Here is a 23,286-nt window from a genome sequence, read left to right on the forward strand (position 1 = left end):
AGGGCGCCGCGCCGCCGCGGGTGCACTACCGGCTCACCGCGTTCCGGCCCTGCGGGAGCGGGCCGAGCAACACGTGGCCGAGATCGACGCGGCGGCCGGGCGCGTGGACTAGGGTCCGGGCAGTGGACTACGGACTCTTCCTCCTGGCGGGCGTGCTGATCGTGCTCGCGGCGGTCACCCTGAGTGCGAGCGCGATGGAACGCCGCGCCGGCAAGCTCGACCGGCGGCTCGCGCGGGTCGAGGAGAAGCTGGACGCGGTGCTCGCCCACCACGGGATCACGCTGCCCGAACCCGACTTCGCCGAGGTGCGGGCGCACCTGGCCGAGGGCAGGAAGATTCTGGCGATCAAGGCCTACCGCGAACGTACCGGCGCGAGTCTTCAGGAGGCGAAGGAAGCGGTGGAGCGGCTCTGACCGTCCGCTGTTCGATGGCCTGCACGACCGCGGCCATGTCGGTGCCGCCGAGGCCCAATCCCTCGGTCTCGCCGAACAATTCGAGGCAGACGTCCAGCAGCGGTGAGGCGATGCCCGCCGACCGCGCTGCCGCGGCGATCAACTCGTTGTTGTAGAGCACATCGGACACCGCGGCCTGCACGGCGAAGTCGCGGTCGGCGAGCTTGCGCGCCTTGAGCCGGGAGACCGCGCTCGCCATCGGCCCGGCGTCGAGCACGCCGAGCAGAGCGGGCAGGTCGACGCCCTGTCGGTCGGCGAAGTGCACCGCCTCGGCCAGCCCGGTGACCATGGTGATCAGGAACAGGTTGACCGAAAGCTTCATCAGCATGCCGTTCGGCGCGGCCCCGCAGTCGACCACCTCGTGGCACATCGGCGCCAGCAACGGCCGGACGCGCTCCGCCGCATCGGCCTCACCCGCCAGCATCGCCACCAGTTGCCCGGCTTCGGCGGGCTTGCGCGAGCCGGAAACCGGCGCCTCGGCGTAGGCGCCACCGGCCGCGCGGACGTCCGCTTCGAGGCCGCGCGAGTACTCCGGCGAGGTGGTGCCCATGTGCACGACGACGCGATCCGCGACCATCGCGGCGAAGTCCGGCGTGCCCCGGCGCAACACCGCGTCGGCGGCGTTCCCGTTGGCCAGCATGAGGAACACCACCTCCGCTCGCTCGAATACCGCCGCGGCGTCCGGGAGCACCGCCGCTCCGGCCGCCCGCAGCGGGTCCGCCCGCCCGGCCGTCCGGTTCCAGACCGCGAGCGGCGTGCCCGCGCGGGCCAGGTTGAGCGCCATCGGCTGCCCCATCACGCCGAGCCCGAGAAATCCCGTGTCCACCGATCCTCCCCGGTATTATGACGAGTGTCATGACTATGACAGGTGTCATGGAAGGTGGGAAGAGGGATGACCGGACAGCGCCCGCCGCGTGAGCGCATGGTCTACAGCGCGGCGCAACTGGTGCGGGCCCGCGGGGTGGCCGCGACCGGGGTGCGTGACGTGGTCGAGCACGCCGGCGCACCACGGGGCTCGTTCCAGCACTACTTCCCCGATGGCAAGGACCAGCTGATCGGTGAAGCGCTGCTGTGGTCGGCGGAATTCGCCGCTTCGCACGCCGCCGCTTATTCGGCGCGCAAGCCGACTCCGGCGGGCTTGTTCGCCCACCTGGTCAAGCAGTGGAAGGACGAATTCACCCGGCGCGGCTTCGAACGGGGCTGCCCGGTGATGGCGACGGCCGCCGACCTCGCAGGCAGCGACTCGGCCGTCACGGAGCAACTGCGGGTGGCGCTGGAGCGGTGGGAACAGGCGGTCGCGGACCAGCTGACACGGATGGACCTGCCCGCGCGCCGGGCCCGCCGCCTGGCCACGCTGATGATCAGCACGCTGGAAGGCGCCATCATGGCCGCCCGCATCCGGCAGGACGTCACCCCCCTGACCACAGTAGTCACCGAACTGTCCCCCCTATTCGACTAGCCTCACCGAGCTCCCCGGGACACGAATGTGGCTTTGGGGGCGGATTCGGCCCCCAAAGCCACATTCGTGTCCGAGGGGGTGCGCCGAGTGCGGGACTCAGCTGCGGGAACGTGGAACTCGGCTGCGGGAACGTGGGACTCGCCCGGCCCCGCCGCATCCCGGGCGAGTCCCACACTCAGGCAGCCGAGTTCCACGTTCAGGCAGCCGAACCCCACACTCGGAAGGCCGAGTTCCACGTTCATACCTCGGGCCAGCCGAGTCGGAAGGCCTCGCCCATGCCGTGAATGCGGCACCTGTTCCGCCCCCCGAGGTTCGCCGGGCAATGCTATGAGTGGGGCATTACTAGCGTTCAGCGCAAGTAATGCCCCACTCCTAGCATTCGAGCGGCCCGCTCAGGTGAGGGTGTCCAGGTCGCGCAGGCTGTCCAGGACGATCGCGTAGTGCGTGGTGACCTCCACCTGCCGCTGCCGGATGCGAGGTCGCGCCAGATGCCGCTGCGGTTCTTCGGCTGGGTGCGCAGCCAGCCGGTCGATGAGGTCGGCCATGGCGTCGTCGACCAGCGAAGACACCCGCTCCCCCATGACCAGCGCCCCGGCACGCCAGCCGGTTGAACTGCCGGTTTATCACCGTCGAGCGCGGGTCGGGCGCCGGAAGACACCGGCGACGGGTCCCGTCGGCACGATCTCGAGATAGTTCGCCGGAGCATTGCCGCGGGCCATCGTATCGCTTATCGTATATGAAATTCGATCCTCCCGAAGCTGCGAGGTGACGCCGTGACCACTGCCGCCGACCCGACCACCACCCTGGTCGCGCGCGACTTCACCGACTTCCGCACGGTGGTGTCGCAGTCGTTCGTCCCGTTGCAGGTGACCAGCGACCACCGCGACCACTTCCGCGGCCGCATCCGCTCCTGCGGGGCCGACGAGATCCAGCTGTCCGAGGTGACCGCCTCCGCGCACGTGGTCGAGCGCACGCCCGAGCTGATCGCCAGGGCCGACCGGCACTACTACAAGCTGAGCCTCATCCTCTCCGGGACCGGGCTGCTGGTGCAGGACGACCGCCAGGCCGTGCTCCGCCCCGGTGACGTGGCGCTCTACGACACGCACCGCCCGTACTCGCTGGTGTTCGAGGAGGACTTCCGCACGCTGGTGGTGATGTTCCCGCAGCGGCTGATCGACCTGCCCCGCGACCTGGTCGGCCAGCTCACCGCGGTCCGCATGTCCGGCAAGCGCGGCATGGGCAACGTGGTGGTCCCGTTCCTCGCCCAGCTCGGTACCAACCTCGACCAGCTCGGCGGCCCGGCGGGCGTCCGGCTCGCGCACACCGCGGTGGACCTGCTCGCCACCCTCTTCGCCACCGAACTCGACCTCGCGCGGGCCACCGCGGGCCCCCGCCACGAGCTGATGCGCCGGGTGCTCGCCTACATCGACGCGAACCTGTCGTCCACCGACCTCGGCCCGGCGCAGATCGCCGCCGAGCACTACATCTCCACCCGGCACCTGCACGGGCTGTTCCACGAGCAGGGCACCACGGTCTCGGGCTGGATCCGCACCCGGCGGCTGGAGCACTGCCGCCGCGAACTGCTCGACCCGGTGCACGCCACGCGCCCGGTGGCGGCCATCGCGGCGAAGTGGGGCTTCGTCGACGCCCCGCACTTCAGCCGGGTGTTCAAAACCGAGTTCGGCCGCTCGCCGAGCGAGCTGCGCCGCGGCTTGACCGTGAGCGATCGGTTCTTGCCGCCCAGCGCGTGACCGCTGGCCCTCACCGGGCGGGCGCCCCGACGATGACCGCATGCCCGAACCAGAGGAACAATGGCGTACCTATGACGAGTTCGCCGCAGGCATAGCCACCTACCGCCTGCCGGCCGCGGACCTGTCGGGACGCGAACTGACCGTCACCCTCGACGACGGCACCGCGCTCGCGTTGCGCTTCGACGACCCGGGAACCGTCACCTGCAACGGGGTGCGGGACCCCTACGACGCGGTCGCAGTGCGCGACGACGTCTTCTTCGTGAACCTTCCCCATTCCAGTGTGGAGGGTGAAGCGCTCACCATCGTCTTCTCGACGACCACGCACCGCGCGCTGGCCGTGCGTTCGGTCATCGGCGCCGAAGAGGCCGACGGCGTTCCCCGGGTGTCTCAGACGTTCTGGGCGGGCACCACCGACGCGGGCACGCCGACCGGCGAGGCGCCCGGGCCGTCACGCGACCTGATCGGCAAGCGCAACCTCTACCGGTACAGCCCGGAACACCTCTACGAGCACGTGTACGTCTCCTCGCAGCGCTACGCCTGGCAGTGCCTCGAAGGCGTGCAGCGCGGCCACGGTGACATGGACCTGTCGACGGTATGGAAGTTCCAGGACGGGCTCTACCTCTTCTGCTTCCGCGAATTCCGCATCGCCGTGGCCAGCGTGTGGCTGCACGACCTCGGCTACGCCCTGCGCACCACCGGCGTCTTCCTCGGGCTCACCGGCGACGGGCGGTCCGAGCACTCCCGCGCGGGCGGGCACATCTACCCACTCGGCGCGGTCGCCTACCCCGACGCGCAACCGGTCTGAAGGAGTCTGTATGTCCAATGTAGACATCATCGCCGCGCACTACGACGCGAGCGATCGCGGTGACCTGGCCGGCATGCTGGCGCCGCTCGGCCAGGAGACCACCTGGACCGAGGCGGCCGGATTCCCCTACGCCGGCACCTACGTCGGCCCCGAGGAGGTCCGGGAGCACGTCTTCGACGCCATCGCGCGGGACTGGGAGGGCTACACCTTCACCCTCGAAGAACTGCACGACGCCGGCGACGCGGTGCTCGGACTGGGCTCGTACCAGGGAAAGCACCGCCGGACCGGGCGTTCGTTCACCGCACGCGTCGCCCACGTGTGGAAGTTCGACGGCGGCAAGCTCGCCGCCTTCGAGCAGATCGTCGACTCCGCACCCGTGGCGCGCGCGGCGGAGGACCGGTGAACACCGGACGGCGCCTGGGCGCGCTCCTGGCCGGGGTGGTGCTGACCGCGGCGGGCTGCGCCGGGGCGGAGAGCGGTTCGGGCGGCCCGATCGTGGTCGGTTCGGTCAACGCGCTCAGCGGTGCGGCCACCTTCCCCGAAGCTTCACAGGCGGCGAAAGCGGTTTTCGACGCGGCCAACGCCAGTGGTGGCGTGAACGGCAGGCAGATCGAGTACAAGGCGCTCGACGACAAGGGCGATCCGGCGGCGGCCGCCGCGGCGGCACGCGAGATCGTCGGCGGTGACGAAGCGGTGGCGCTGGTCGGCTCGTCCAGCCTGATCGAGTGCGAGATCAACGCCGAGTACTACGAGCAGCAGAAGATCCTGTCCGTGCAGGGCATCGGCGTGGACCCGGCGTGCTTCACCAGCCCCAACATCGGCCCGGTCAACGTCGGACCGTTCCACGACATGACGCTGAGCCTGCTCTACGGCTCGGAAGTGCTGGGGCTCAACGACATCTGCGCGCTCCTGGAGATCGCGGGCAACACCCTGCCGTCCTACCAGGCGGCCATCGACGAGTGGTCGGCGATCACCGGCAAGAAGCTCAAGTACCTCGACTCGACCGTGCCCTACGGCGGTTCCGACTACACCTCCTACATCGTCAAGGCCCGCAACGCCGGCTGCAAGGCGATCACGGTCAACCCGGTGGAGCCGGATTCGATCGGGCAGCTCAAGGCCGCGCAGGCCCAGGGGTGGACCGACGTCACCTGGTTGCTGCTGACCAGCGTCTACAGCGAGAACTACGCCAAGGCCATCTCGAACGCCGGTGCCGGGGTGTACGTGCCCGCCGAGTTCTACCCGTTCACCGACGCGGACAGCCCCCAGAACCGGGAGTGGCGCGAGCTGATGACCAGGAACGGCATCCCGCTGACCTCGTTCAGCCAGGGCGGTTACCTGGCCGCGAAGTACTTCCTCGAAGTGCTCCGGGGCATCGGCGGGGAGATCACCCGCGAGTCGGTGACCAAGGCGCTGCGGGAGATGCAGCCGATCAGCGACCCGATGGTCGGCACGCCGTACGTGTTCGGCCCCGGCGACACCCACCACGCCAACACCGCGGGCTGGCCGATCAAGCTCGCCTCCGGCACCAACCGCTGGGAGCTGGCAGCCGACGACTGGCTGCGCATCCCCGCGCGCAACTAGGAGGACTTCGATGCTGCAGGGAGCGCTGGCCGGCCTGGCCGCCGGCGGGCTGTACGCGGTGCTGGCGGTCTGCCTGACGCTGATGTCACGCCTGGTGCGGGTGGTGAACTTCGCCCAGTCGGCGACCGGCATGTCCGGCTGTTACGTGGCGGTGTTCCTGTCCGTCCAATTCGGACTACCGACCTGGCTGGCCACCGTCGCGGGCATCCTGGTCGGCGGGTTGCTCAGCGCGCTGCTCGGCTGGATCGTCTCCACCTGGCTCGCTGAGGCCGACACCGGCACCCGGTCGGCGGTCACCGTGGCGGTGCTGCTCCTGCTGATCTCGTTGTCGTTCATCCTGTTCGGCAACAAGCCGCAGCCGTTCCACCCGATCCTCGACGGGCCCGCGTTCACCGCGGGCGGGGTGGTGATCAGCCAGGTCACCGTGGTCACCGTGGTGCTGGCCGTGCTGGTCGCGCTGGCCAGCAGGCTGGTGCTGACCCGGACCTCGGCCGGGGTGGAACTGCGGGCGCTGTCCGAGCGCCCGACCACCGCGGAACTGCTTGGCATCCCGGCGAAACGGCTGAGCGTCGCGGTGTGGGCGGCCACCGGCGTGGTCAGCACGCTGGTGATCTCGATCGTGGCGCCGTCGCAGTCCAACGACGCGACCTCGCTGGCGATGCTGGTGGTGCCCGCCGCCGCGGCCGCGCTGCTCGGCGGGTTCCGCCGCCTGGACCTCGCGGTCGCCGGCGGGCTGGTGCTGGGCCTGGTCCAGGGCGCGGCCGCACAGGTGGACGGCCTGTCGGTGGTGCGTTATTTCCTGCCGTTCGGCGTGATCGTCGCGCTGCTGCTGTGGTCGCAGCGCAAGGAGGTGTGGGATGCGGCTCGTTGACCGTTCGCTGCCGTTCGCGGTGGCCGTGGTGGCGATCGCGGCCGGGTACGCGCTGAGCGCCGGGCTGGACGGCTACTTCGTCTACCTCGGGATGAGCGCGGTCGTCGCCGGGATCTCGTTGCTCGGGCTCGGGGTGGTCACCGGCAGCGCGGGCATGATCTCGTTGTGCCAGCTGACTTTCGGGGCCGTGGGCGCCTGGGTGGTCTCGGCGCTGAACGCCGCGGGGGCGCCCGGGGGGTTCCTGGTGTGGCTGCTGCTCGGCGGGATCGCCGCCGGACTCGTCGGCGTGCTGGTCGGGCTCCCGGCGTTGCGGCTGCGGGGCATCAACCTGGCGGTGGTCACCCTCGGATTGGCCGCCGCGGCGGACCTGACGCTGGTGCAGCTGCAGTTCCCCGGCGTCGCAGGCGGCCTCTCCGTGGAGCGCCCGGACGCCTTTACGGACGACCGTTCGTATTTCTTCCTTGCCGTGGTGGTCCTGGTGCTGTGCTGCCTGGCGGTGCACTACCTGCGCCGCGGCCGCTGGGGCAGCGGGTGGCAGGCGGTGGCCTTCTCCGAACGCGGCACCGCGGCGGCCGGGGCGAGTGTGCGCACCTCGAAGCTGACCGCGTTCGCGGTGAGCGCCACCCTCGGCGGCATCAGCGGCGGCCTGCTCACCGGTCAGGTCGGCCTGGCGTTCCCGGCCAGCTTCACCGCGATCCAGTCGCTGGCGCTGTACGTGCTGGCGATCATGTCCGGCGCGCACCTGATCGACATGGCGGTGCTCGGCGCGGTGCTGTGGGTCGGCGTACCGGAGCTGCTCAAGCGCTGGGGCGTGCCGCAGGACTGGGGGTTCGTGGTCTTCGGGCTGCTCGGCGTCCAGGCGCTGACCAGCGGCGGGAACCTGGGCACGGCGGTGCGGCAGCTCTGGTACCGGCGCTCCCGCGAACCGGCCACGCTCGACCTGGCCTCGGACACCACCTCGGCCGAACCCGTCACTCCCGGCGCGCCCGTGCTCGTGGTGCGCGGGCTGAGCGTCCGCTTCGGCGAGGTGGTCACGCTGTCCTCAGTGGACATCGAAGTGCCCGAACACGGCGTCCTCGGGGTGATCGGGCCGAACGGCGCGGGCAAGTCCACCCTGGTCGACGCGATCACCGGCTTCCTGCCGAACGCCGAGGGCCGCGTCGAACTGGACGGCAGTCCGCTGACCGGGTCACCCGCGAAACGGGCGCGTTCGGGCCTGCGCAGGACCTTCCAGCAGGACCGCGTGCCCCCGGGGCTGACCGTGGAGGCGTACCTGCGGTTCGTCGCCCGGCGCCGGGTGAGCACCGCCGAGATCGCCGAGGCACTGGGCTTCTTCGGCTGCCCGGCCGCGCGCACCCCCCTGTCCCAAGTGGACGTGGGCGCGCGCAGGCTGGTCGAGGTGGTCGGGCACCTGCTGGCCCGGCCGCGGGTGCTGCTGCTGGACGAACCGGCCGCCGGGCTGCCGCACTCCGAGCACGTCGCGTTCGGGGAACGGCTGCGGCAGGTACCCGCGCGCTTCGGGGTGTCGGTCCTGCTCATCGAGCACGACCTCGACCTGGTGCGCTCGGTCTGCGACACGGTCACCGTGCTCGACTTCGGCCAGGTGCTGGCCGCGGGCCCGCAGGCCGAGGTGTTGGCTGATCCGGCGGTGCTCAAGGCGTACATGGGTGAAACGGAGCTGTTGTGAACGCTTTGCGGGTAACGGGACTGACGGTCACGCGTGGCGCGGGCCCGGTGATCTCCGACGTCGGCTTCACGCTGGAGCCGGGCCGGATCACCGCGCTCGTCGGGCCCAACGGCGCGGGGAAGACCAGCCTGCTGGAAGCCATCTCGGGCGTGGTCCCGGCCGCCGCCGGGACCGTCCACATCGGAACGGACGAGATCACGAAGCAGTCCAGGGTCGCCCGCGCCCGGCGGGGGCTGGCACACATCGAGCAGGGGCGGGCGGTGTTCCCGGGGCTGACCGTGCTGGAGAACCTGATGCTGACCGCCCGCACCCGCGCCAGGGCCGACGAGCTGTTCGAGGCGTTCCCGGAACTGGCCAAGCGCCGCGACTCGCCCGCCGCGCTGCTCAGCGGGGGCGAGCAGCAGATGGTGGTGCTGGCCCGCGCGTTCGCGGCCCGCCCGGCGTTCCTGCTGATCGACGAGATGTCACTCGGCCTGGCCCCGGTGGTGTTCACCCGGCTGCTGCCGATGGTCACCCGGTTCGCCGAGGAGGGCGCGGCGATCCTGCTGGTCGAGCAGTTCACGCACCTCGCACTCGGCGTGGCCCGCGACGCGCTCGTGGTGTCCTCGGGCCGCGTCACCTACTCCGGCGACGCGGCCACCCTCCTCGCCTCCCCCGGCACCCTGCACACCGCCTACCTGGGCGGCGCCTGAGGCGGCGATGTCACATCCCGGCGCGCTCGAAGGCCAGCGTCGGCAGGTCCACCGCGTGCGCGCCACCATCGGCGACCAGTACCGCGCCGGTGATGTAGGACGACTCGGCCGAACCGAGGAAGCGCACGATCGAGGCGATCTCCTCCGGTTCGGCCGGGCGGCGCAGGGGGACCTCGGCGGTGACGCGGCGGTAGCCCTCGTCGTGGCCGCCGGTGAAGCCCGCCGCCGCGGCGAACTGGTCCATTTCGCCGTCCGCCATCGGGGTGCGCACCCAGCCGGGGCAGACCGCGTTCGCGCGCACCCCCTTCGGCCCGTAGTCCCTGGCGATCGACCGGGTCAGTCCGATCAGCGCGTGCTTGGCGACGGTGTACCCGGCCACGTTCGGCCCGGCGAACAACCCCGCCAGCGAGGACACGATCACCACCTGTCCCCCGCTCTCCACCAGCGACGGCAGCGTGGCCCGGCAGAACACGAAGGCACTGGACAGGTTTGACCGCAGCGCCAGTTCCCATTCCTCGTCGCCGGTGTCGGTGACCGAGGACAGCCCGTGCCCGCCCGCGTTCGCGACCACCACGTCCAGCCGCCCGTACCGCCCGACGATTTCCGCCACCGCGTGCTCGGCGGCCTCCCGCTCACTGGCGTCACAAGTGAGCACGTACGCCCCGGTTTCGGCGGCGACCTTCTCCAGCGGTTCACGCCGCCGGCCGAGCACCACCACCCGCGCGCCCTCGCCGGCGTACCGGCGGGCCACCGCCGCGCCGATACCCGTACCGCCACCCGTGATCGCGACAACCCTGTTGCTCACTTCGAAAGTCCTTCCTAGGCGGGAAAACCGGACCGGGCCGAGACGCCGAAATCGGCGAGCAGGGCCTGGCCGTCGACCGTCCGCGACCGCGCGGAGGCCAGGTACAGCACCTGGCAGGCGACGTCTTCGGCCGCCTGCACCGGGAACGCGGGCTCGTCGAGCACCGCGCCGAGATCGGCGCGCGCCATCGGGGTGTCCACCACCGACGGGCACACGCAGTTCACCCGCACGCCGGGCAGTTCCACCGAGAGCGCCCTGGTCAACGCGACCACGGCCCCCTTCGACGCGCAGTAGGGCACCATGCCGGGCGCGCTGGTGAAGGCGGAGTCGCTGGCCAGGAGCACCACCGAGCCGTGTGCCGCGGTCAGCCGGGGTGCCGCGTGCTTGACCACGAGGAACTGCCCGGTGACGTTGACCGCGAGCAGCGCGGCGAAGTCGGCGGCCGACACCTCGGCGAGAGGTGCGCCGACCGGACCGGAGATCCCGGCGCAGCCGACCACCACGTCCAGCCCACCGAATTCGCGGGCCACGGCGTCGACGGCCGCGGCCACTTCCGCCTCATCGGTGACATCGGCCCGCACGGCGAAGAAGCCGGGCGCTGGCGACCGGTCGAGCACGCCGACCCGGGCGCCTTCGGCCAGGAAAGCCCGCGCGCAGGCCAGTCCGATGCCCGAGGCCGCACCGGTCACCAGCACCGCCTTGCCCTCGAGATCCAGTCGCATGGCGTCATCCTGCGGGCCCGCGCGGCACGCGTGGTTGGCCGTCAGCGCACCCTTCTTGTCCGCTGCCGCACGGCGGGCGTCCGGCCGTTCCACCGGGCCGCGTCACCGCCGAGACTGCGAAGCATGCACCCACTCGACCCGCTGACCGCCGGGGAACTGGCCGCGGGCCGCGCGATCCTGGTCGCCGAAGGCCTGCTCACCGCGACCACCCGCGTCCCGCAGGTCCTGCCGGTCGAGCCGGACAAGGCGAGCGTCGCCGCGCTGGTGGCCGATCGGCGCATCCAGTACACCCTGCTGGACACCGCCACCGGACGCGCCAGGGACGCGGTGGTCTCGGTGACCAAGCGCCAGCTGCTGTCCTGTGAGGACTGCGGCGAAGGTCAGCCCGCCTACCTCTTCGAGGAGTACGACCTCGCCGCGGAAATCACCAGAGCGTCACCCGAGTGGCAGGCGGCGATGGCCCGGCGCGGACTCGCCGATCGCGTCGAGCACGCGTTCTGCGCTCCACTGGCCCCCGGCTACTTCGGCAGGCCCGACGAAACCGGCCGCGTGATCCGCTCGCTGACCTTCCTGCGCGAGGACGAACACGACAGCCCGTGGGCGCATCCGGTCGAAGGACTGATCGTGCACATCGACCTGACCGGGCGCCGGGTGCTGCGAGTGGAAGACGAGGGCGACGTCCCGGTCCCACCGGAGCACGGCCGGTACGGGGACGTGCCGCCGCGCACCACGCTCAAGCCGATCGAAATCACCCAGCCGGAAGGCCCCAGCTTCACCGTCGACGGCAGCGAGGTCAGCTGGGAGGGCTGGCGGCTGCGCGTCGGCTTCAACGCCCGCGAAGGCCTGACGCTGCACCAGGTGAGCTTCCAGGACCGGTCGGTGCTCTACCGGGCGTCGATGCCGGAGATGGTGGTGCCCTACGGCGACACCGCGCCCGGCCGGTTCTGGATCAGCTACTTCGACGCCGGTGAGTACCTGCTCGGCAAGAACGGCAACGACCTGCGGCTCGGCTGCGACTGCCTCGGCGTCATCCACTACTTCCCCGCCTTCGTCGCCGACGACCACGGCCACCCGGTGGAGATCCCGCGGGCGATCTGCCTGCACGAAGAGGACTACGGGATCCTCTGGAAGCACACCGATCTCGACGGCAACGCCGAGGTGCGGCGCTCGCGGCGGCTGGTCATCTCGTCCATCTCCACCATCGGCAACTACGACTACGGCTTCTTCTGGTACCTCTACCTCGACGGAACCATCGAACTCGAAGCCAAGGCCACCGGCATCGTGTTCGCCGGCGCCGGGCACCCCGGCTCGGAACACCGGCACGCCAACGAAATCGCGCCCGGCCTGTTCGCGCCGGTGCACCAGCACCTGTTCTGCGCCCGGCTGGACGTGGCCATCGACGGTGAACGCAACTCGCTGCACGAAATCGACGTGGAAGGCGTGCCGGCCGGCGAGCAGAACCCGCACGGCAACGCCTTCACCTGGCGGGAAACGCCGCTGCGCACCGAACAAGAGGCCCAGCGGCACGCGGACCCGGCCAAGGCGCGGGTGTGGGAGATCCGCAGCGCGGACCGGACCAACCGGCTCGGCGCGCCCACGGCCTACCAGCTCGTGCCGAAACCGTCGGCGACCCTGATGGCGCAACCGGAATCGACCGTCCACCAGCGGGCGACCTTCGCCACCCGCCACCTGTGGGCCACGCCGTACCGCGCTGACGAGCGCTTCCCCGCCGGTGACCGGCCGAACGCGCACCCCGGTGGTGCCGGGCTGCCCGCCTGGACCACCGCGAACCGCGAGCTGGTCGACACCGACCTGGTGCTGTGGCACGTGTTCGGCCCGACGCACATCCCGCGCCCCGAGGACTGGCCGGTGATGCCGGTCGACTACTCGGGTTTCACCCTGCGCCCCTACGGCTTTTGCGACCGCAATCCCGCACTCGACCTGCCCTCCGGCACCGCCGGCCACTGCCGACCCTAGGACCAGCCGATGACCGAACTGACCCTGTCCGACACCTCCACCTGGCTCCCGCTGGACAGCCTGGCCCGCGGGTTCGACGCGAACAAGGCGCCGACGGTCGGTGACCTGCACGGCCGCTCCTTCGCGCTGACTTGCGCCGACGGCACCACCTTCACCGCGGCGTTCACCGGCACCCGCGTCGAGTGGGGCTACCACGGCTCCGGCACCGACCGTTGCGAAACCTTCCTGGTCGACGACGAGCTTTACTACATCCAGTTCCACCCCAGCGCCCGGCCGGAAGAAGCCTTCACCCTGCTGCTCGACCTGAGGCAGGGGCGGGCGCTGCTGGTGCTCAGCCGGATCGGCGACACCTCGCCGCGGGTCACGCAGACCTTCCTGGCCGCCACGATCGACGGCTTCGAGCCCCACGGCGAACCGCTCGCGCCGAGCACCTCGCTGATCGGGCGGCGCGTGCTGTGGGTGTACAGCACGGCCCACGCCTACGAGCACGTGTACCTCAGCCCGCACTGGTACACCTGGCAGTGCCTGGCCGGTCCGGAGAAGGGGCTCGCCGACACCGACGAGAACTCGGTCTACGAGCTGCGGCCGGGGATCTACGTGTTCGCGTGGCGGGAGAAGGTGATCCCGTGTGCCTCGGTGACCGTCGCCGACCACCGCGACGCCCGGCGCCTGCGTTCGCACGGGGTGCTGTTCGGCCTGGACGCCAGTGGCCGGACGCCGACGCACTTCACCTTCGGCGCGCACGGCAGGCTGCTCAGCACCACCGTGCACCCCGAGACCTTCGACCCCGCCGGGAGCTGAGCCTTGGCCGCCGACCTGATCCTCACCAACGCCACGGTGTACACAGTGGACCCGGCGCGGCCGTGGGCGTCCGCGCTGGCGGTCAAGGACGGCCGGGTGCTCTCGCTGGAGGAGGTCGAGCGCGGCCCGAAGACCGAGGTGCTCGACCTCGGCGGCGCGTTCGTCCTGCCCGGACTGGTCGACGTGCACAACCACCACGCCTTCGCCGGCCGGGCCGCGCTCTTCGAGCTCGAACTGGGCACGGAGGCGGACTTCGACCGGCTACTGGCCGCGGTCCGGGAACGGGCGGCCGGGCTCGGCCCTGACGAATGGGTGATCGGCGGCGCGTGGGCGTCCACTTTGGTCGCGAGGCTCTCGGACAGCGCGGCGCGCCACGCACTCGACGAAGCGGCGGGCGGGCGGCCGGTCACGCTGTCCGACGACAGCAGGCACAACCGCTGGGTCAGCAGCCGGGCGCTGGAACTGGCCGGGATCACCGCCGCGACCCCGGATCCGGCGGGCGGGGAGATCGGCCGCGACCCGGCCACCGGCGAACCCACCGGGGTCCTGCTCGAAGCCGCCGGTGTGCTGGTCGAGCACGCGTTGCGCGAGACCAGGAAGCTCACCGACGAACAGCACGCGGCGGCTTCGCGGCACGCGATCGGCGTCCTGCACTCGTACGGGATCACCGCGTTCCAGGACGCCGGGGTCTCCGTGGACATCCTGCGGGCGCTGAAGTCGCTCGACGACGCCGGTGAGCTGGACGCCTGGGTGGTGTCTTCGCTGCTGATCAACGATCCGATCTTCGGCTTCGACCCGATCGGCGCGCCGTTGCTGGAGGTCGCCGGGCGTTACCGCACCGAGCACCACCGGCCCGACTTCGTGAAGATCTTCCTCGACGGCGTGCCGCCGACCCGCACCGCGGCCTTCCTGGAGCCGTACCTGCCGGACGAGGTGCACGGCGGCTGCCACCACGGCGCCACCACGATGCCCGGCGAGGAGCTGGAAGGCTGGCTGCGGACCGCGGCCGAAGCGGGGCTGTCGGCCAAGGTCCACTGCACCGGGGACGCTTCCGTGCGCGCCACGCTGGACGCGGTCGAGAAGGTGCGGTCCGAGGGGTACACCGAGGCGCGGTTCCAGGTGGCGCACGGCCAGTTCGTGCATCCCGACGATCTACCGCGGTTCGCCGCGCTGGACGTCTCCGCCGACATCTCGCCGTTTCTTTGGGTGCCGGGCGTCATCCCAGCCGCCATCGCGGCGGTACTGCCGGGTGACCGGGCCGCGCGCATGCAGCCCAACCGGTCCCTGCTGGACAGCGGTGCGCTGGTAGCGGGTGGTTCCGACTGGCCGGTCAGCGAATCGCCGAACGCCTGGGAGGGCATCCAGGGCCTGGTCACCCGCCGGGACCCGGCCGGGGTGCACCCCGGGGCGCTGTGGCCGGAGCAGGCGATCTCGCTGCCCGAGGCGATCGAGGTGTTCACCCTCGGCAGCGCCCGCGCGATGGGGCTCGGGGCCGTCACCGGCTCGCTGACCCCGGGCAAGTCGGCCGACTTCCTGGTGCTCGACCGCGATCCCTTCCGGACCGCACCGGCCGAGCTGGCCCGGACGGAGGTGACCGAGACGTGGTTCGCCGGGCACCGGGTGTTCCGCCGCGGCTGATCTCCTACACTGGTAGACGAACCAGTGCGGGAGGTGAACCGATGCCGAAGATCATCGACCACGACCAGCGGCGCAGTGACATCGTCGACGTGACCTGGGACCTGATCACCCGGGGCGGGATCGAGGCCGCGACCATGCGGGAGATCGCGGCGGCGGCCGGGTTCGCCAACGGTGCGCTCAAGCTGTACTTCCCCAGCAAGGAAGACATCATCGAAGCCACCTACGAGCGCGCGCTCGGCATGATGCGCGCGTACGTGGAACTGGACGAGCTGCGCGGGCTGGTCGCGCTGCGGGAGCTGTGCTTCTCCTCGATGCCGATCGACGCTGAGCGCATCGCCGCCGGGCGCGTGCTGCTCACCTTCTGGCAGCTGTCGCTGACGAACCCGAAGCTGCACGACAAGTACCTGGAACACGTGCGCGAGTGGCGCGGGCTGCTGCACCGGTACCTCACCGAGGGTCGCGAGGACGGCGACATCGTCACCGAGACCCCCGACGAGCAACTGGTCGACGAGATCGTCCTGCTCAACGCCGGGGCCAATGTGATGAGCCTGGTCAGCGGCGAGTTCTCCACCGTGGCCCTGCAACACCAGCACCTGGAATCCTTCTTCACCCGCCTGACCCGACCGTGATGTCACGGGGTGGGGGCAAGGTGCCGTGAATGTGGCTTTCACGGCGGAATGTGCCGTGAAAGCCACATTCACGGCACCGGTCAGGACAAAATCTTGCGTAGGTAGGTGGCGGCTTCGGCGTGCGAGCGTGGTGAGGCCGGGAGGTCGGTGTGCAGGCCGTAGAAGCCGTGGATTTGGCCCGCGTATCGGGTCAGCTCCACCGGTGTACCGGTCGCGGCGAGGCGTCGGGCGAATTCCTCGCCTTCGTCCCGTAGTACGTCGTATTCAGCCGTCATCACCAGCGCGGGCGGCAATCCGGTTAAGTCCGTGGCACGCAAAGGAAGCAGGTACGGATCGTTCAATTGCGCGGGATCCGTGACGTACTGCTCGAAGAAGAACCGCATCGCGCCGGCGGTCATGCCGTAGCCCTCGGCGAAGTCGGTGTACGAGCCGAAACCGTCGTCCGGGTGGCCGTAGACCGGGCAGATCAGCACCTGCGCGGCCAGCGCCGGGCCACCCCGGTCGCGCGTCATCATCGAGACCACTGTGGACAGGTTGCCGCCCGCGCTCTCCCCGCCGATCGCGATGCGTGCCGGGTCCACCGCCGGTCCGGCTCCGCCCGCAGCCAGCCAGTCGACCACCGCGTAGCAATCTTCGGGCGCCGACGGGAACGGGTGCTCGGGCGCGAGCCGGTAGTCCACCGCGACCACGGCCACCTTCGCCGCGTTGCACACCGCCCGCGAGGCGACCTCATTCTCGTCGATCGAGCCGATCGTCCACCCGCCACCGTGGATCCACACGAAAACCGGGACCGGCGTGGCGGATTCGGGCAGGTACAAGCGAACCCGCACCCCGCCGGGCACCTCGTGGTCGGTGACCGACGCCACCGGCTCGACCGTTTCGGGACGCCGCCACGATGCGGCGAAGGCGGCCCGCAGTTCGGCCGCGGTCGGCGGCCGGGCCGGTGCCTCGGCGGGTGCGCTGCGGGAGAGCAGTTCCTGGACAGCGGGATCGAGGGTCACGACTACACCGCTTCCGCGACGAGCACCCGCGGGCTCCCCGGCAACGACAGCCGGTCGACCACCCGCCAGCCCGCGTTGCCCAGCCACGTGCGGACCTCCGCCTCCGGGTAGACGATCGTACCGTCGATCACCAGGTACTCCCCCGCGTGCAGCGCGTCGAGCGGCCGCTGGACCGGGTCGTCGTCGAGGAAGAAGTCGAGCAGCAGCAGGCGGGCGCCGGGCGCGGCGGCCGCGCGGGCGTTGCGCAGGATTTCCGCGTTCTGCTCGGCGGTGAACCGGTGGACCACGTGGTTGACCATGATCAGGTCGAACTCGCCCTCCGGCCGGGCGGTGGCGGTCTCCGCGCCCACCACGGTGGCCCGGTCCGCCAGCCCGGCTTCGGTCACCGCGTTCGTCACCGGCTCGACCGAGCGCGGGGCGAACACGAACGTCGTCCGCAGCTTTTCGTTGACGCCCATGGCTTCCACCGCGAACGCGCTGGACAGCCCGCCGAGGTCGAGCAGGTTCTCGTAGGGCGAGTAGTCGAACGCACGCGCCAGCATCTTCGCGTGCAGCGCGTTGTAGGTCATCACCCCGTTCATGAAGGTGCCCCAGCGCTCGTCGTCCATCTCCAGCTCACCGGGCTCGCCGGTGTCCGCGGTCCGACCGAATTGCAGCCAGTGCCCGTAGCTGATCGAGTCCAGGAACGTCAGGAACGGCGACAGGTCCAGCTCGCCGCCGCCGAGGTACGCCGCGGTGTCGGCGGTCAGCTCGTATCGTCCGTCCACACGGGACAAGAGCCCGAGTGATGACATGGAGTCACCGAGGATGCAGGTGATCGACTCCGGCCTGCCGGTCTTCGCGGCCAGTTCCGCGGCGGTCAGCGGCCCGGCGCCGAGCGCGCCGAACAAGCCGATCCGGCTCGCGGCGAAGAGCTGCTTGGCGGCCATGTACCCCACGGCGACGTCCACGATCCGATCGGGACTGACGGTGCTTCTGGACCCGGTCACGGTGTTCTCCTTCGCTTGGTTCGCGGATGAGGCTACAGCCGTAGATAAAAGAATCCAGTGTCGATTTCCCGCGACTACCAGGCGAAACCCGCCGGATATCAACTTCCTACGTTCGTAGAATATACCCATTGACAGCGCATCGCCCCAGTGTCAACATGCGTAGAACTACCCCCGCCGGCGGCCCGTGTCCCCGGCAGTCCGCCTCCGCTGACGGCGGGCACGAGGAAGGGGAATCCATGACCCTGCTCGAACTACGAGAACTCAGCGTCGGCGTGCTGACCGACGACACCGAGCGTGAACTGGTCCGGGAGCTCTCGTTCGATCTCGAACAGGGGCGGACACTCTGCGTGGTCGGCGAGTCCGGCAGCGGCAAGACCGTGACCGCCCTGTCGATCATCCGGTTGCTCGAGTTCGTCGCCCCGGTGCGCACCCGCGGTGAAATCACCGTGGACGGTGTGGACCTGACCCGGCTCTCCGCCGACGAGATGCGGGCCTACCGCGGGCCGCGGATCGGGATGATCTTCCAGGAGGCGCTGGATTCGCTGAACCCGAGCCAGCGCGTCGGCAGGCAGCTCATCGAGGCCTACCGCAGACCCGGATCCCTGCCACGGCAGGCGGTGCGCAAAAGCACGCCGCTGCACCGCGAAGCCGAGGCGAAGGCACGCGGGCTGCTCACCGAAGTCGGGCTGACCGACACCGATCGCGTGCTGTCGCTGTACCCGCACCAGATGTCGGGCGGCATGCAGCAGCGGGTGATGATCGCGCTGGCGCTGATGGCCGACCCGGGCCTGCTCATCGCCGACGAGCCGACCACCGCGCTCGACGTGACCACCCAGGCGGAGATCCTCACCCTGTTCGACCGGGTGCGCCGCGACCACGGCACCGCCTGCGTGTTCATCACCCACGACATGGGCGTGGCCGCGCGGGTGGCCGACCGGATCGCGGTGATGTACCGCGGCAGGCTGGTCGAACTCGGGTCCAAAGAGGACATTCTCGCCGCTCCGGAACACCCCTACACCCGGGCGCTGCTCGACTGCGTCCCGCAGCTCGGGGTCAGCAGGCGCGACGGTTTCCCGACCATCTCCGAGTCACTGCTCGAAGCCGCGATGAACGGCGGGTCGGCAACCGCCACCGAGACCAGGGCGCTCACCCGGCCACGGCCGGAACGCACCGGCGACGGCACCCCGCTCGTCATCGATCACGTGTCCAAAGTGTACGGCGGGCGCGGCCGGTTCTCGCTCAGCCGTGAGCCGGAGGTGCTCGCGGTCAACGACGTCTCGCTCACCATCGCCCCCGGCGAGTTCTTCGGCCTGGTCGGCGAATCGGGCTCGGGCAAGACCACGCTCGGGCGCCTGGTGAGCGCGCTCGAACCACCCACCGCCGGCACGATCACCTTCGGCGAGCACCGGTGCACCGCGGCCGGGCTCGACGGCGACGAGCGCGCGTTCCGCCGCCGTGCCCAGCTCATCTTCCAGGACCCGCAGAGTTCGCTCGATCCCCGGCACACCGCCGCGCGCATCGTCGCCGAACCACTGCGGGAGCTGACCGGCCTGCGTGGTGCCGAACTCGACCGGCGGGTCGCCGAACTGCTCGACGAGGTCGGCCTGCCCGCCGGTACCGCCACGAAACTGCCGTCGCAGCTCTCGGGCGGGCAGCGGCAACGGGTGTCCATCGCCCGCGCCATCGCCGCGGAACCCGACCTGATCGTGGCCGACGAACCCACTTCGGCGCTCGACGTCTCGGTGCAGGGCCAGGTGATGAACCTGCTGCTGGACCTGCGCCGCTCCCGCGCGCTGAGCTTCCTGTTCATCACGCACAACCTGAGCCTGGTGCTGTCGGTCGCCGACCGCGTCGGCGTGATGTACCGGGGTGAGCTGATCGAGACCGGCGACCCGGACGAGATCCGGCTCCGCCCGCGGCACGACTACACCCGCCGCCTGCTCGCGGCGAACCCCGAACTGCCCTCCCTCCCCCACACAGGATTGCGGACCCCATGAGACGAACCCTGACTTCGGCCCTGCTCGGTGTGGTGACCGCCGCGCTCCTCAGCTCCTGCATGGGTGGCGCAGCGGGCGGTGGCGCCGCCGACGGCCCGCCCGTGCGCGGTGGCAACCTGAACGTCGCGGTGCCCACCGACCCGCAGTCGCTCGACATGGTCGCCAATCCCGGTCAGGTGACCGCGCACCTCGGCAACATGCTGTACGAGAAGCTGTTCGAAGTGGACCGCACCTTCACCGCGCGGCCCATGCTGGTGCAGGACTACACCACCAGCCCGGACCGGCTCACCTACGACTTCAAGCTCCGCCAGGGCGTCACCTTCCACGACGGCGCCCCGCTGACCGCGGAGGACGTGGTGGCCAGCCTGCAGCGCTGGCAGAGCGGCCACCGCACCGGGCAGCTGGTCTCCCCGGACATCGAGGCGATCACCGCACCCGATCCGGCGACGGTGACCATCCGGCTCAAGCGGCCGCGTTACCCGCTGATCAACGAACTGGCCGGTGCGGGCACGGAGATCTACGAGGCGAAGAACCTCGCAGGCGCGCCACCGACCGGCTTCGGCCAGGACAAGGCGATCGGCACCGGGCCGTACAAGCTGAAGAGCTGGGACATCGGCCGTGAGCTGGTGCTGGAGCGGCACCCCGGCTACGCGTCACGGTCCGAAGAGGACTGGGGCGGGCAGGCCGGAGCCAAGCACGCCTACCTCGACACCGTGACCTACAAGGTGGTCTCCGACCAGGACGCGCTGGTCAACGGGCTGCAGACCGGCCAGTGGGACCACGCGATGCCGACCAACGACCAGTACGAGACGCTGCGCGCCAACCCGGCCGTGGTGGTGCACAACCTGCCCGGCGGCAACGAGAACGTGGTCATCCCGAACTTCAACCCCGGCTCCCGCTTCGCCGACCCGCGGGCCCGCCAGGCGCTGAACCTGCTGCTGGACAAGCCGGCGATCAACGCGGCCACCGGGGGCAGCAAGGACCTCACCCTCGAGACCGGCGCTTTCGCCTCCCCGGACAACCAGGCGTTCTACTCCACCGCGGGCGACGAGGTCTACCGGCAGCGCGATCCGGAGAAGGCCAGGCAGCTGCTCGCCGAAGCCGGGATCACCGCGGGCGCGACCATCCGCATCGTCACCACGAACTCGTACCCGGAGTTCGGCAAGTGGGCCGTGCTGATCCAGGACGAGCTGTCGAAGATCGGCATCACCACCAAGATCGACACCTTCGACTTCGCCACCATGCTGGGCACGCTGACCAAGGACCCGGGCGGCTGGGACCTGACCACGCTGTTCTTCGACTCCGCGCTCACCTCCCCGGCGCAGATGCCCGCGCTCACGCTGGGCACGCTGAACGGCTCGTCCTCGCCCGAACTGGACGCGCTGATGGCCGAGTACAACGCCTCGACCTCGCCGGAGCAGGCGAAGGCCGTGGTGGACAAGATGCAGGCGTTCACCTGGCAGCAGCTTTCGGTGATCACGCTGAGCCAGTCGAAGCTGTACGCGGCCTACTCGCCGAAGCTGAAGGGCTACGGCGACTTCTACCGGGTGTTCTGGAACTCCTGGCTGGCGTCATGACCGCACTGCTGCTGCGCAGGCTGCGCGATCTACTGATCATCCTGGTCATCGTCGGCACGATGATGTTCTTCGTCATCCGGCTGATCCCCGGCGACCCGGCGCAGGCCGTCCTCGGACCCACCGCCCGTCCGTCCGATGTGGACGCTCTGCGCGAGAGCATGGGGCTGAACGGGACGCTGTGGGAGCAGTACCTGAGCTGGGCGGGCAACGTGGTGCAGGGCGATTTCGGCACCTCGATCACCTACCACGCGCCGGTGCTCGGGGTGGTCGCCGACCACATCCTGCCGACGCTGACCCTGGCCGTGCTGTCCACCGTGCTCAGCTTCTTCCTCTCGGTGGCGATCACCTCGTGGCAGGCGGTGTCCCCGCGCAACCCGGTGGCGCGGGCGCTGGACCGGTTCTCCGCGCTGGGCATGGCGATGCCGGACTTCTGGATCTCGCTGGTGCTGGTGCTGGTGTTCTCGGTGGTGCTGCGCTGGTTCCCGTCCAGCGGCTACGAGAACCTGTTCACCGACCCGGCCACCGCGGTGCCGGCGCTGGTGCTGCCGCTGACCGTGCTGGTGATCGGGCAGACCGCGTTGTTCGTGCTGACGCTGCGGGAAAGCCTGCTCGGTGAACTGCCGCTGGCGTACCTGCGCACCGCGCGGGTGAAGGGCCTGTCCGAGCGGCAGGTGATGCTCAAGCACGTGCTGCCCAACGCGCTGATGCCGTTGATCACCCAGCTGGGCAGCAACTTCGCCATGCTGGTCGGCGGCATCGTGATCATCGAGTCCATCTTCGTCGTGCCGGGGCTCGGGCACCTGCTGATGGGCGCGGTGTCCACCCGCGACTTCCCGCTGATCCAGGGCGTGACCCTGTTCGTCGCGGTGCTGTTCGTGCTGGTCAACCTGCTGGTCGACCTGTCGTACGCACTGCTCGACCCGAAGGTGCGTGTGGCATGAGCGTGGTTCTGGCCGACTCCGCGCGGCCGGCGGTGACCGCACCCCGCGCGGCCCGGCTGTTCCGGCGCAACCGGCTGCTGGTGATCTCCGGCGCACTGCTGGCGTTGATCGTGCTGGCGGTGGTGGTGCTGCCGTTCTTCCTGCCCAGCGTGAGCGCCACCGATCCGGTCAACCGGCTGCTGCCGCCCTCGGCCGCGCACCCGCTGGGCACCGACTCGTTCGGCCGGGACGTGCTCGCCCGGCTGGTCTCCGGCGGACGGGCCTCGCTCGGGCTGTCCGCGTTGATCACCCTGTGCGCGGCCTTCTCCGGGCTGGTGATCGGGCTGGTCAGCGGTTTCTTCCGGGCCGCGGACGCGGTGCTGATGCGGGTGATGGACGCCTGGATGTCGTTCCCGGCGATCATCCTGGCGATGGCGCTGGCCATCTCGCTCGGCGCGAGCATCTGGACCGAGCTGATCGCGCTGACGGTCATCTTCACCCCGTTCACCGCGCGGGTCATCCGCAGCCGGGTGCTCGGCATCGCCGGGCGCGCGTACATCGGCGCGGCGCGGGTGTCCGGGATGAGCAAGGGCAAGATCCTGCTCGTGCACGTCTTCCCGAACGTGCTGCCGCTCGCACTGGTGCAGGTGGTCATCCTGTCCGCGGCGGCGATGCTGGTCGACGGCGCGATGAGCTTCCTCGGCCTCGGCATCGCTCCCCCGACGCCCACCTGGGGCAACATGATCGCCGAAGGCCGGTCGTACCTGGTGGTCGCGCCGTGGCTGGTGATCGTGCCGGGCGTGACGATCATGGTGTGCGTGTTCCTGCTGAACCTCATCGGCTCGTCCCTGCGGATCGCCGTCGACGCCCGTGCCAGGACGCTGAGCGAGTTGCAGCGCCTGCGCACGCGCCCCGCCCGAAGCTGAGAAAGG

The 23,286-nt window shown here is 70.5% G+C and carries 23 protein-coding genes; 17 read left to right on the top strand and 6 right to left on the bottom strand.

The genetic code is table 11. The features are described from left to right. Positions 1–122 precede the first annotated feature (122 nt). Positions 123–413, top strand: coding sequence for a hypothetical protein (locus L3Q67_RS40105; protein WP_209665843.1), 291 nt, complete (start codon positions 123–125; stop codon positions 411–413). Here L3Q67_RS40105 and L3Q67_RS40110 read toward each other — a convergent pair. Next, positions 346–1,278, bottom strand: coding sequence for an NAD(P)-dependent oxidoreductase (locus L3Q67_RS40110; RefSeq protein ID WP_499186631.1), 933 nt, complete (start codon positions 1,276–1,278; stop codon positions 346–348). The two genes, L3Q67_RS40105 and L3Q67_RS40110, sit on opposite strands and share 68 nt — an antisense overlap. Positions 1,279–1,344: 66 nt before the next feature. On the opposite strand from L3Q67_RS40110, the gene L3Q67_RS40115 reads away from it, so the two are divergent. Continuing rightward, positions 1,345–1,911, top strand: coding sequence for a TetR/AcrR family transcriptional regulator (locus tag L3Q67_RS40115; RefSeq protein WP_499186632.1), 567 nt, complete (start codon positions 1,345–1,347; stop codon positions 1,909–1,911). A 392-nt stretch (positions 1,912–2,303) separates the two neighbouring features. Here L3Q67_RS40115 and L3Q67_RS40120 read toward each other — a convergent pair whose 3' ends face one another. Next, the gene (locus tag L3Q67_RS40120) at positions 2,304–2,492 is read right to left on the bottom strand and encodes a hypothetical protein (protein ID WP_499186633.1); all 189 of its coding nucleotides are present in this window, start codon (positions 2,490–2,492) and stop codon (positions 2,304–2,306) included. Between the two features lie 192 nt (positions 2,493–2,684). On the opposite strand from L3Q67_RS40120, the gene L3Q67_RS40125 reads away from it, so the two are divergent. Genes L3Q67_RS40125 through L3Q67_RS40155 form a run of 7 tightly spaced genes read left to right on the top strand, consistent with a single transcriptional unit; the run spans position 2,685 to position 9,298 of the window. Beyond that, on the top strand, positions 2,685–3,662 hold the full coding sequence (locus tag L3Q67_RS40125; protein ID WP_395896450.1) for an AraC-like ligand-binding domain-containing protein: 978 nt from the start codon (positions 2,685–2,687) through the stop codon (positions 3,660–3,662). A 40-nt stretch (positions 3,663–3,702) separates the two neighbouring features. Next, entirely contained in the window at positions 3,703–4,467 is a 765-nt protein-coding gene (locus L3Q67_RS40130; RefSeq protein ID WP_499186634.1) for a MoaF C-terminal domain-containing protein, read from the top strand. A gap of 10 nt (positions 4,468–4,477) precedes the next feature. Further along, positions 4,478–4,870: a nuclear transport factor 2 family protein gene (locus L3Q67_RS40135; RefSeq protein WP_499186635.1), complete on the top strand. Its 393-nt coding sequence runs from the start codon at positions 4,478–4,480 to the stop codon at positions 4,868–4,870. Then, positions 4,867–6,048 (top strand): ABC transporter substrate-binding protein, encoded by a 1,182-nt coding sequence (locus L3Q67_RS40140; RefSeq protein WP_499186636.1) that lies wholly within the window; start codon positions 4,867–4,869, stop codon positions 6,046–6,048. Before L3Q67_RS40135 ends, L3Q67_RS40140 begins: the two co-directional genes overlap by 4 nt. A 10-nt stretch (positions 6,049–6,058) precedes the next feature. Then, a complete protein-coding gene (locus L3Q67_RS40145; protein WP_499186637.1) occupies positions 6,059–6,919 on the top strand; it encodes a branched-chain amino acid ABC transporter permease in 861 nt (286 codons plus the stop codon). Further along, a complete protein-coding gene (locus tag L3Q67_RS40150) occupies positions 6,906–8,606 on the top strand; it encodes a branched-chain amino acid ABC transporter ATP-binding protein/permease (protein WP_499186638.1) in 1,701 nt (566 codons plus the stop codon). Before L3Q67_RS40145 ends, L3Q67_RS40150 begins: the two co-directional genes overlap by 14 nt. Beyond that, the gene (locus L3Q67_RS40155; RefSeq protein ID WP_499186639.1) at positions 8,603–9,298 is read left to right on the top strand and encodes an ABC transporter ATP-binding protein; all 696 of its coding nucleotides are present in this window, start codon (positions 8,603–8,605) and stop codon (positions 9,296–9,298) included. Before L3Q67_RS40150 ends, L3Q67_RS40155 begins: the two co-directional genes overlap by 4 nt. A 10-nt stretch (positions 9,299–9,308) precedes the next feature. Here L3Q67_RS40155 and L3Q67_RS40160 read toward each other — a convergent pair whose 3' ends face one another. After that, positions 9,309–10,103 (bottom strand): SDR family NAD(P)-dependent oxidoreductase, encoded by a 795-nt coding sequence (locus tag L3Q67_RS40160; protein ID WP_499186640.1) that lies wholly within the window; start codon positions 10,101–10,103, stop codon positions 9,309–9,311. Between the two features lie 14 nt (positions 10,104–10,117). Continuing rightward, positions 10,118–10,825 (bottom strand): SDR family NAD(P)-dependent oxidoreductase, encoded by a 708-nt coding sequence (locus L3Q67_RS40165; protein ID WP_499186641.1) that lies wholly within the window; start codon positions 10,823–10,825, stop codon positions 10,118–10,120. A gap of 114 nt (positions 10,826–10,939) precedes the next feature. Between L3Q67_RS40165 and L3Q67_RS40170 the strand changes: the two genes are divergently transcribed. The 4 genes from L3Q67_RS40170 to L3Q67_RS40185 are packed head-to-tail and all read left to right on the top strand — an operon-like array spanning position 10,940 to position 15,870. Further along, on the top strand, positions 10,940–12,802 hold the full coding sequence (locus L3Q67_RS40170; RefSeq protein ID WP_499191754.1) for a primary-amine oxidase: 1,863 nt from the start codon (positions 10,940–10,942) through the stop codon (positions 12,800–12,802). Positions 12,803–12,811: 9 nt separating this feature from the next. After that, on the top strand, positions 12,812–13,603 hold the full coding sequence (locus tag L3Q67_RS40175; protein WP_499186642.1) for a molybdenum cofactor biosynthesis F family protein: 792 nt from the start codon (positions 12,812–12,814) through the stop codon (positions 13,601–13,603). Positions 13,604–13,606: 3 nt separating this feature from the next. Then, on the top strand, positions 13,607–15,241 hold the full coding sequence (locus tag L3Q67_RS40180) for an amidohydrolase (RefSeq protein ID WP_499186643.1): 1,635 nt from the start codon (positions 13,607–13,609) through the stop codon (positions 15,239–15,241). Between the two features lie 41 nt (positions 15,242–15,282). After that, positions 15,283–15,870: a TetR/AcrR family transcriptional regulator gene (locus L3Q67_RS40185; protein ID WP_209665825.1), complete on the top strand. Its 588-nt coding sequence runs from the start codon at positions 15,283–15,285 to the stop codon at positions 15,868–15,870. Positions 15,871–15,950: 80 nt separating this feature from the next. On the opposite strand, the gene L3Q67_RS40190 is transcribed toward L3Q67_RS40185, so the two are convergent. After that, positions 15,951–16,871 carry an alpha/beta hydrolase gene (locus L3Q67_RS40190; RefSeq protein WP_499186644.1) on the bottom strand — a complete coding sequence of 307 codons (921 nt, stop codon included), beginning with the start codon at positions 16,869–16,871 and terminating at the stop codon, positions 15,951–15,953. 2 nt (positions 16,872–16,873) lie between these two features. Next, positions 16,874–17,860, bottom strand: coding sequence for a dimerization domain-containing protein (locus tag L3Q67_RS40195; RefSeq protein ID WP_499186645.1), 987 nt, complete (start codon positions 17,858–17,860; stop codon positions 16,874–16,876). A 236-nt stretch (positions 17,861–18,096) separates the two neighbouring features. On the opposite strand from L3Q67_RS40195, the gene L3Q67_RS40200 reads away from it, so the two are divergent. From L3Q67_RS40200 to L3Q67_RS40215, 4 genes are read left to right on the top strand one after another with little or no spacing between them, the layout of a single operon-like run. Next, complete coding sequence (locus L3Q67_RS40200) at positions 18,097–19,857, top strand: ABC transporter ATP-binding protein (RefSeq protein WP_499186646.1); 1,761 nt, start codon at positions 18,097–18,099, stop codon at positions 19,855–19,857. Next, positions 19,854–21,434: a periplasmic substrate-binding domain-containing protein gene (locus L3Q67_RS40205; protein ID WP_499186647.1), complete on the top strand. Its 1,581-nt coding sequence runs from the start codon at positions 19,854–19,856 to the stop codon at positions 21,432–21,434. Before L3Q67_RS40200 ends, L3Q67_RS40205 begins: the two co-directional genes overlap by 4 nt. Then, positions 21,431–22,375, top strand: coding sequence for an ABC transporter permease (locus L3Q67_RS40210; RefSeq protein WP_499186648.1), 945 nt, complete (start codon positions 21,431–21,433; stop codon positions 22,373–22,375). The genes L3Q67_RS40205 and L3Q67_RS40210 overlap by 4 nt, the downstream gene beginning before the upstream one ends. Further along, a complete protein-coding gene (locus L3Q67_RS40215) occupies positions 22,372–23,280 on the top strand; it encodes an ABC transporter permease (RefSeq protein WP_499186649.1) in 909 nt (302 codons plus the stop codon). Before L3Q67_RS40210 ends, L3Q67_RS40215 begins: the two co-directional genes overlap by 4 nt. The last annotated feature ends 6 nt before the right edge of the window (positions 23,281–23,286 follow it).

The sequence above is a fragment of the Saccharothrix sp. AJ9571 genome, from assembly GCF_021725495.1.
In the GTDB taxonomy this organism is placed as follows: Bacteria; Actinomycetota; Actinomycetes; order Mycobacteriales; family Pseudonocardiaceae; genus Amycolatopsis; species Amycolatopsis magusensis.

Excerpts from the sequence above, each read along its gene's own strand:
- L3Q67_RS40115 (WP_499186632.1), top strand. The coding sequence starts at position 1,345 with ATGACCGGACAGCGCCCGCCGCGTGAGCGCATGGTCTACAGCGCGGCG.
- L3Q67_RS40120 (WP_499186633.1), bottom strand. The coding sequence starts at position 2,492 with ATGGGGGAGCGGGTGTCTTCGCTGGTCGACGACGCCATGGCCGACCTC.
- L3Q67_RS40130 (WP_499186634.1), top strand. The coding sequence starts at position 3,703 with ATGCCCGAACCAGAGGAACAATGGCGTACCTATGACGAGTTCGCCGCA.
- L3Q67_RS40135 (WP_499186635.1), top strand. The coding sequence starts at position 4,478 with ATGTCCAATGTAGACATCATCGCCGCGCACTACGACGCGAGCGATCGC.
- L3Q67_RS40145 (WP_499186637.1), top strand. The coding sequence starts at position 6,059 with ATGCTGCAGGGAGCGCTGGCCGGCCTGGCCGCCGGCGGGCTGTACGCG.
- L3Q67_RS40150 (WP_499186638.1), top strand. The coding sequence starts at position 6,906 with ATGCGGCTCGTTGACCGTTCGCTGCCGTTCGCGGTGGCCGTGGTGGCG.
- L3Q67_RS40165 (WP_499186641.1), bottom strand. The coding sequence starts at position 10,825 with ATGCGACTGGATCTCGAGGGCAAGGCGGTGCTGGTGACCGGTGCGGCC.
- L3Q67_RS40175 (WP_499186642.1), top strand. The coding sequence starts at position 12,812 with ATGACCGAACTGACCCTGTCCGACACCTCCACCTGGCTCCCGCTGGAC.
- L3Q67_RS40185 (WP_209665825.1), top strand. The coding sequence starts at position 15,283 with ATGCCGAAGATCATCGACCACGACCAGCGGCGCAGTGACATCGTCGAC.
- L3Q67_RS40200 (WP_499186646.1), top strand. The coding sequence starts at position 18,097 with ATGACCCTGCTCGAACTACGAGAACTCAGCGTCGGCGTGCTGACCGAC.
- L3Q67_RS40205 (WP_499186647.1), top strand. The coding sequence starts at position 19,854 with ATGAGACGAACCCTGACTTCGGCCCTGCTCGGTGTGGTGACCGCCGCG.
- L3Q67_RS40210 (WP_499186648.1), top strand. The coding sequence starts at position 21,431 with ATGACCGCACTGCTGCTGCGCAGGCTGCGCGATCTACTGATCATCCTG.
- L3Q67_RS40215 (WP_499186649.1), top strand. The coding sequence starts at position 22,372 with ATGAGCGTGGTTCTGGCCGACTCCGCGCGGCCGGCGGTGACCGCACCC.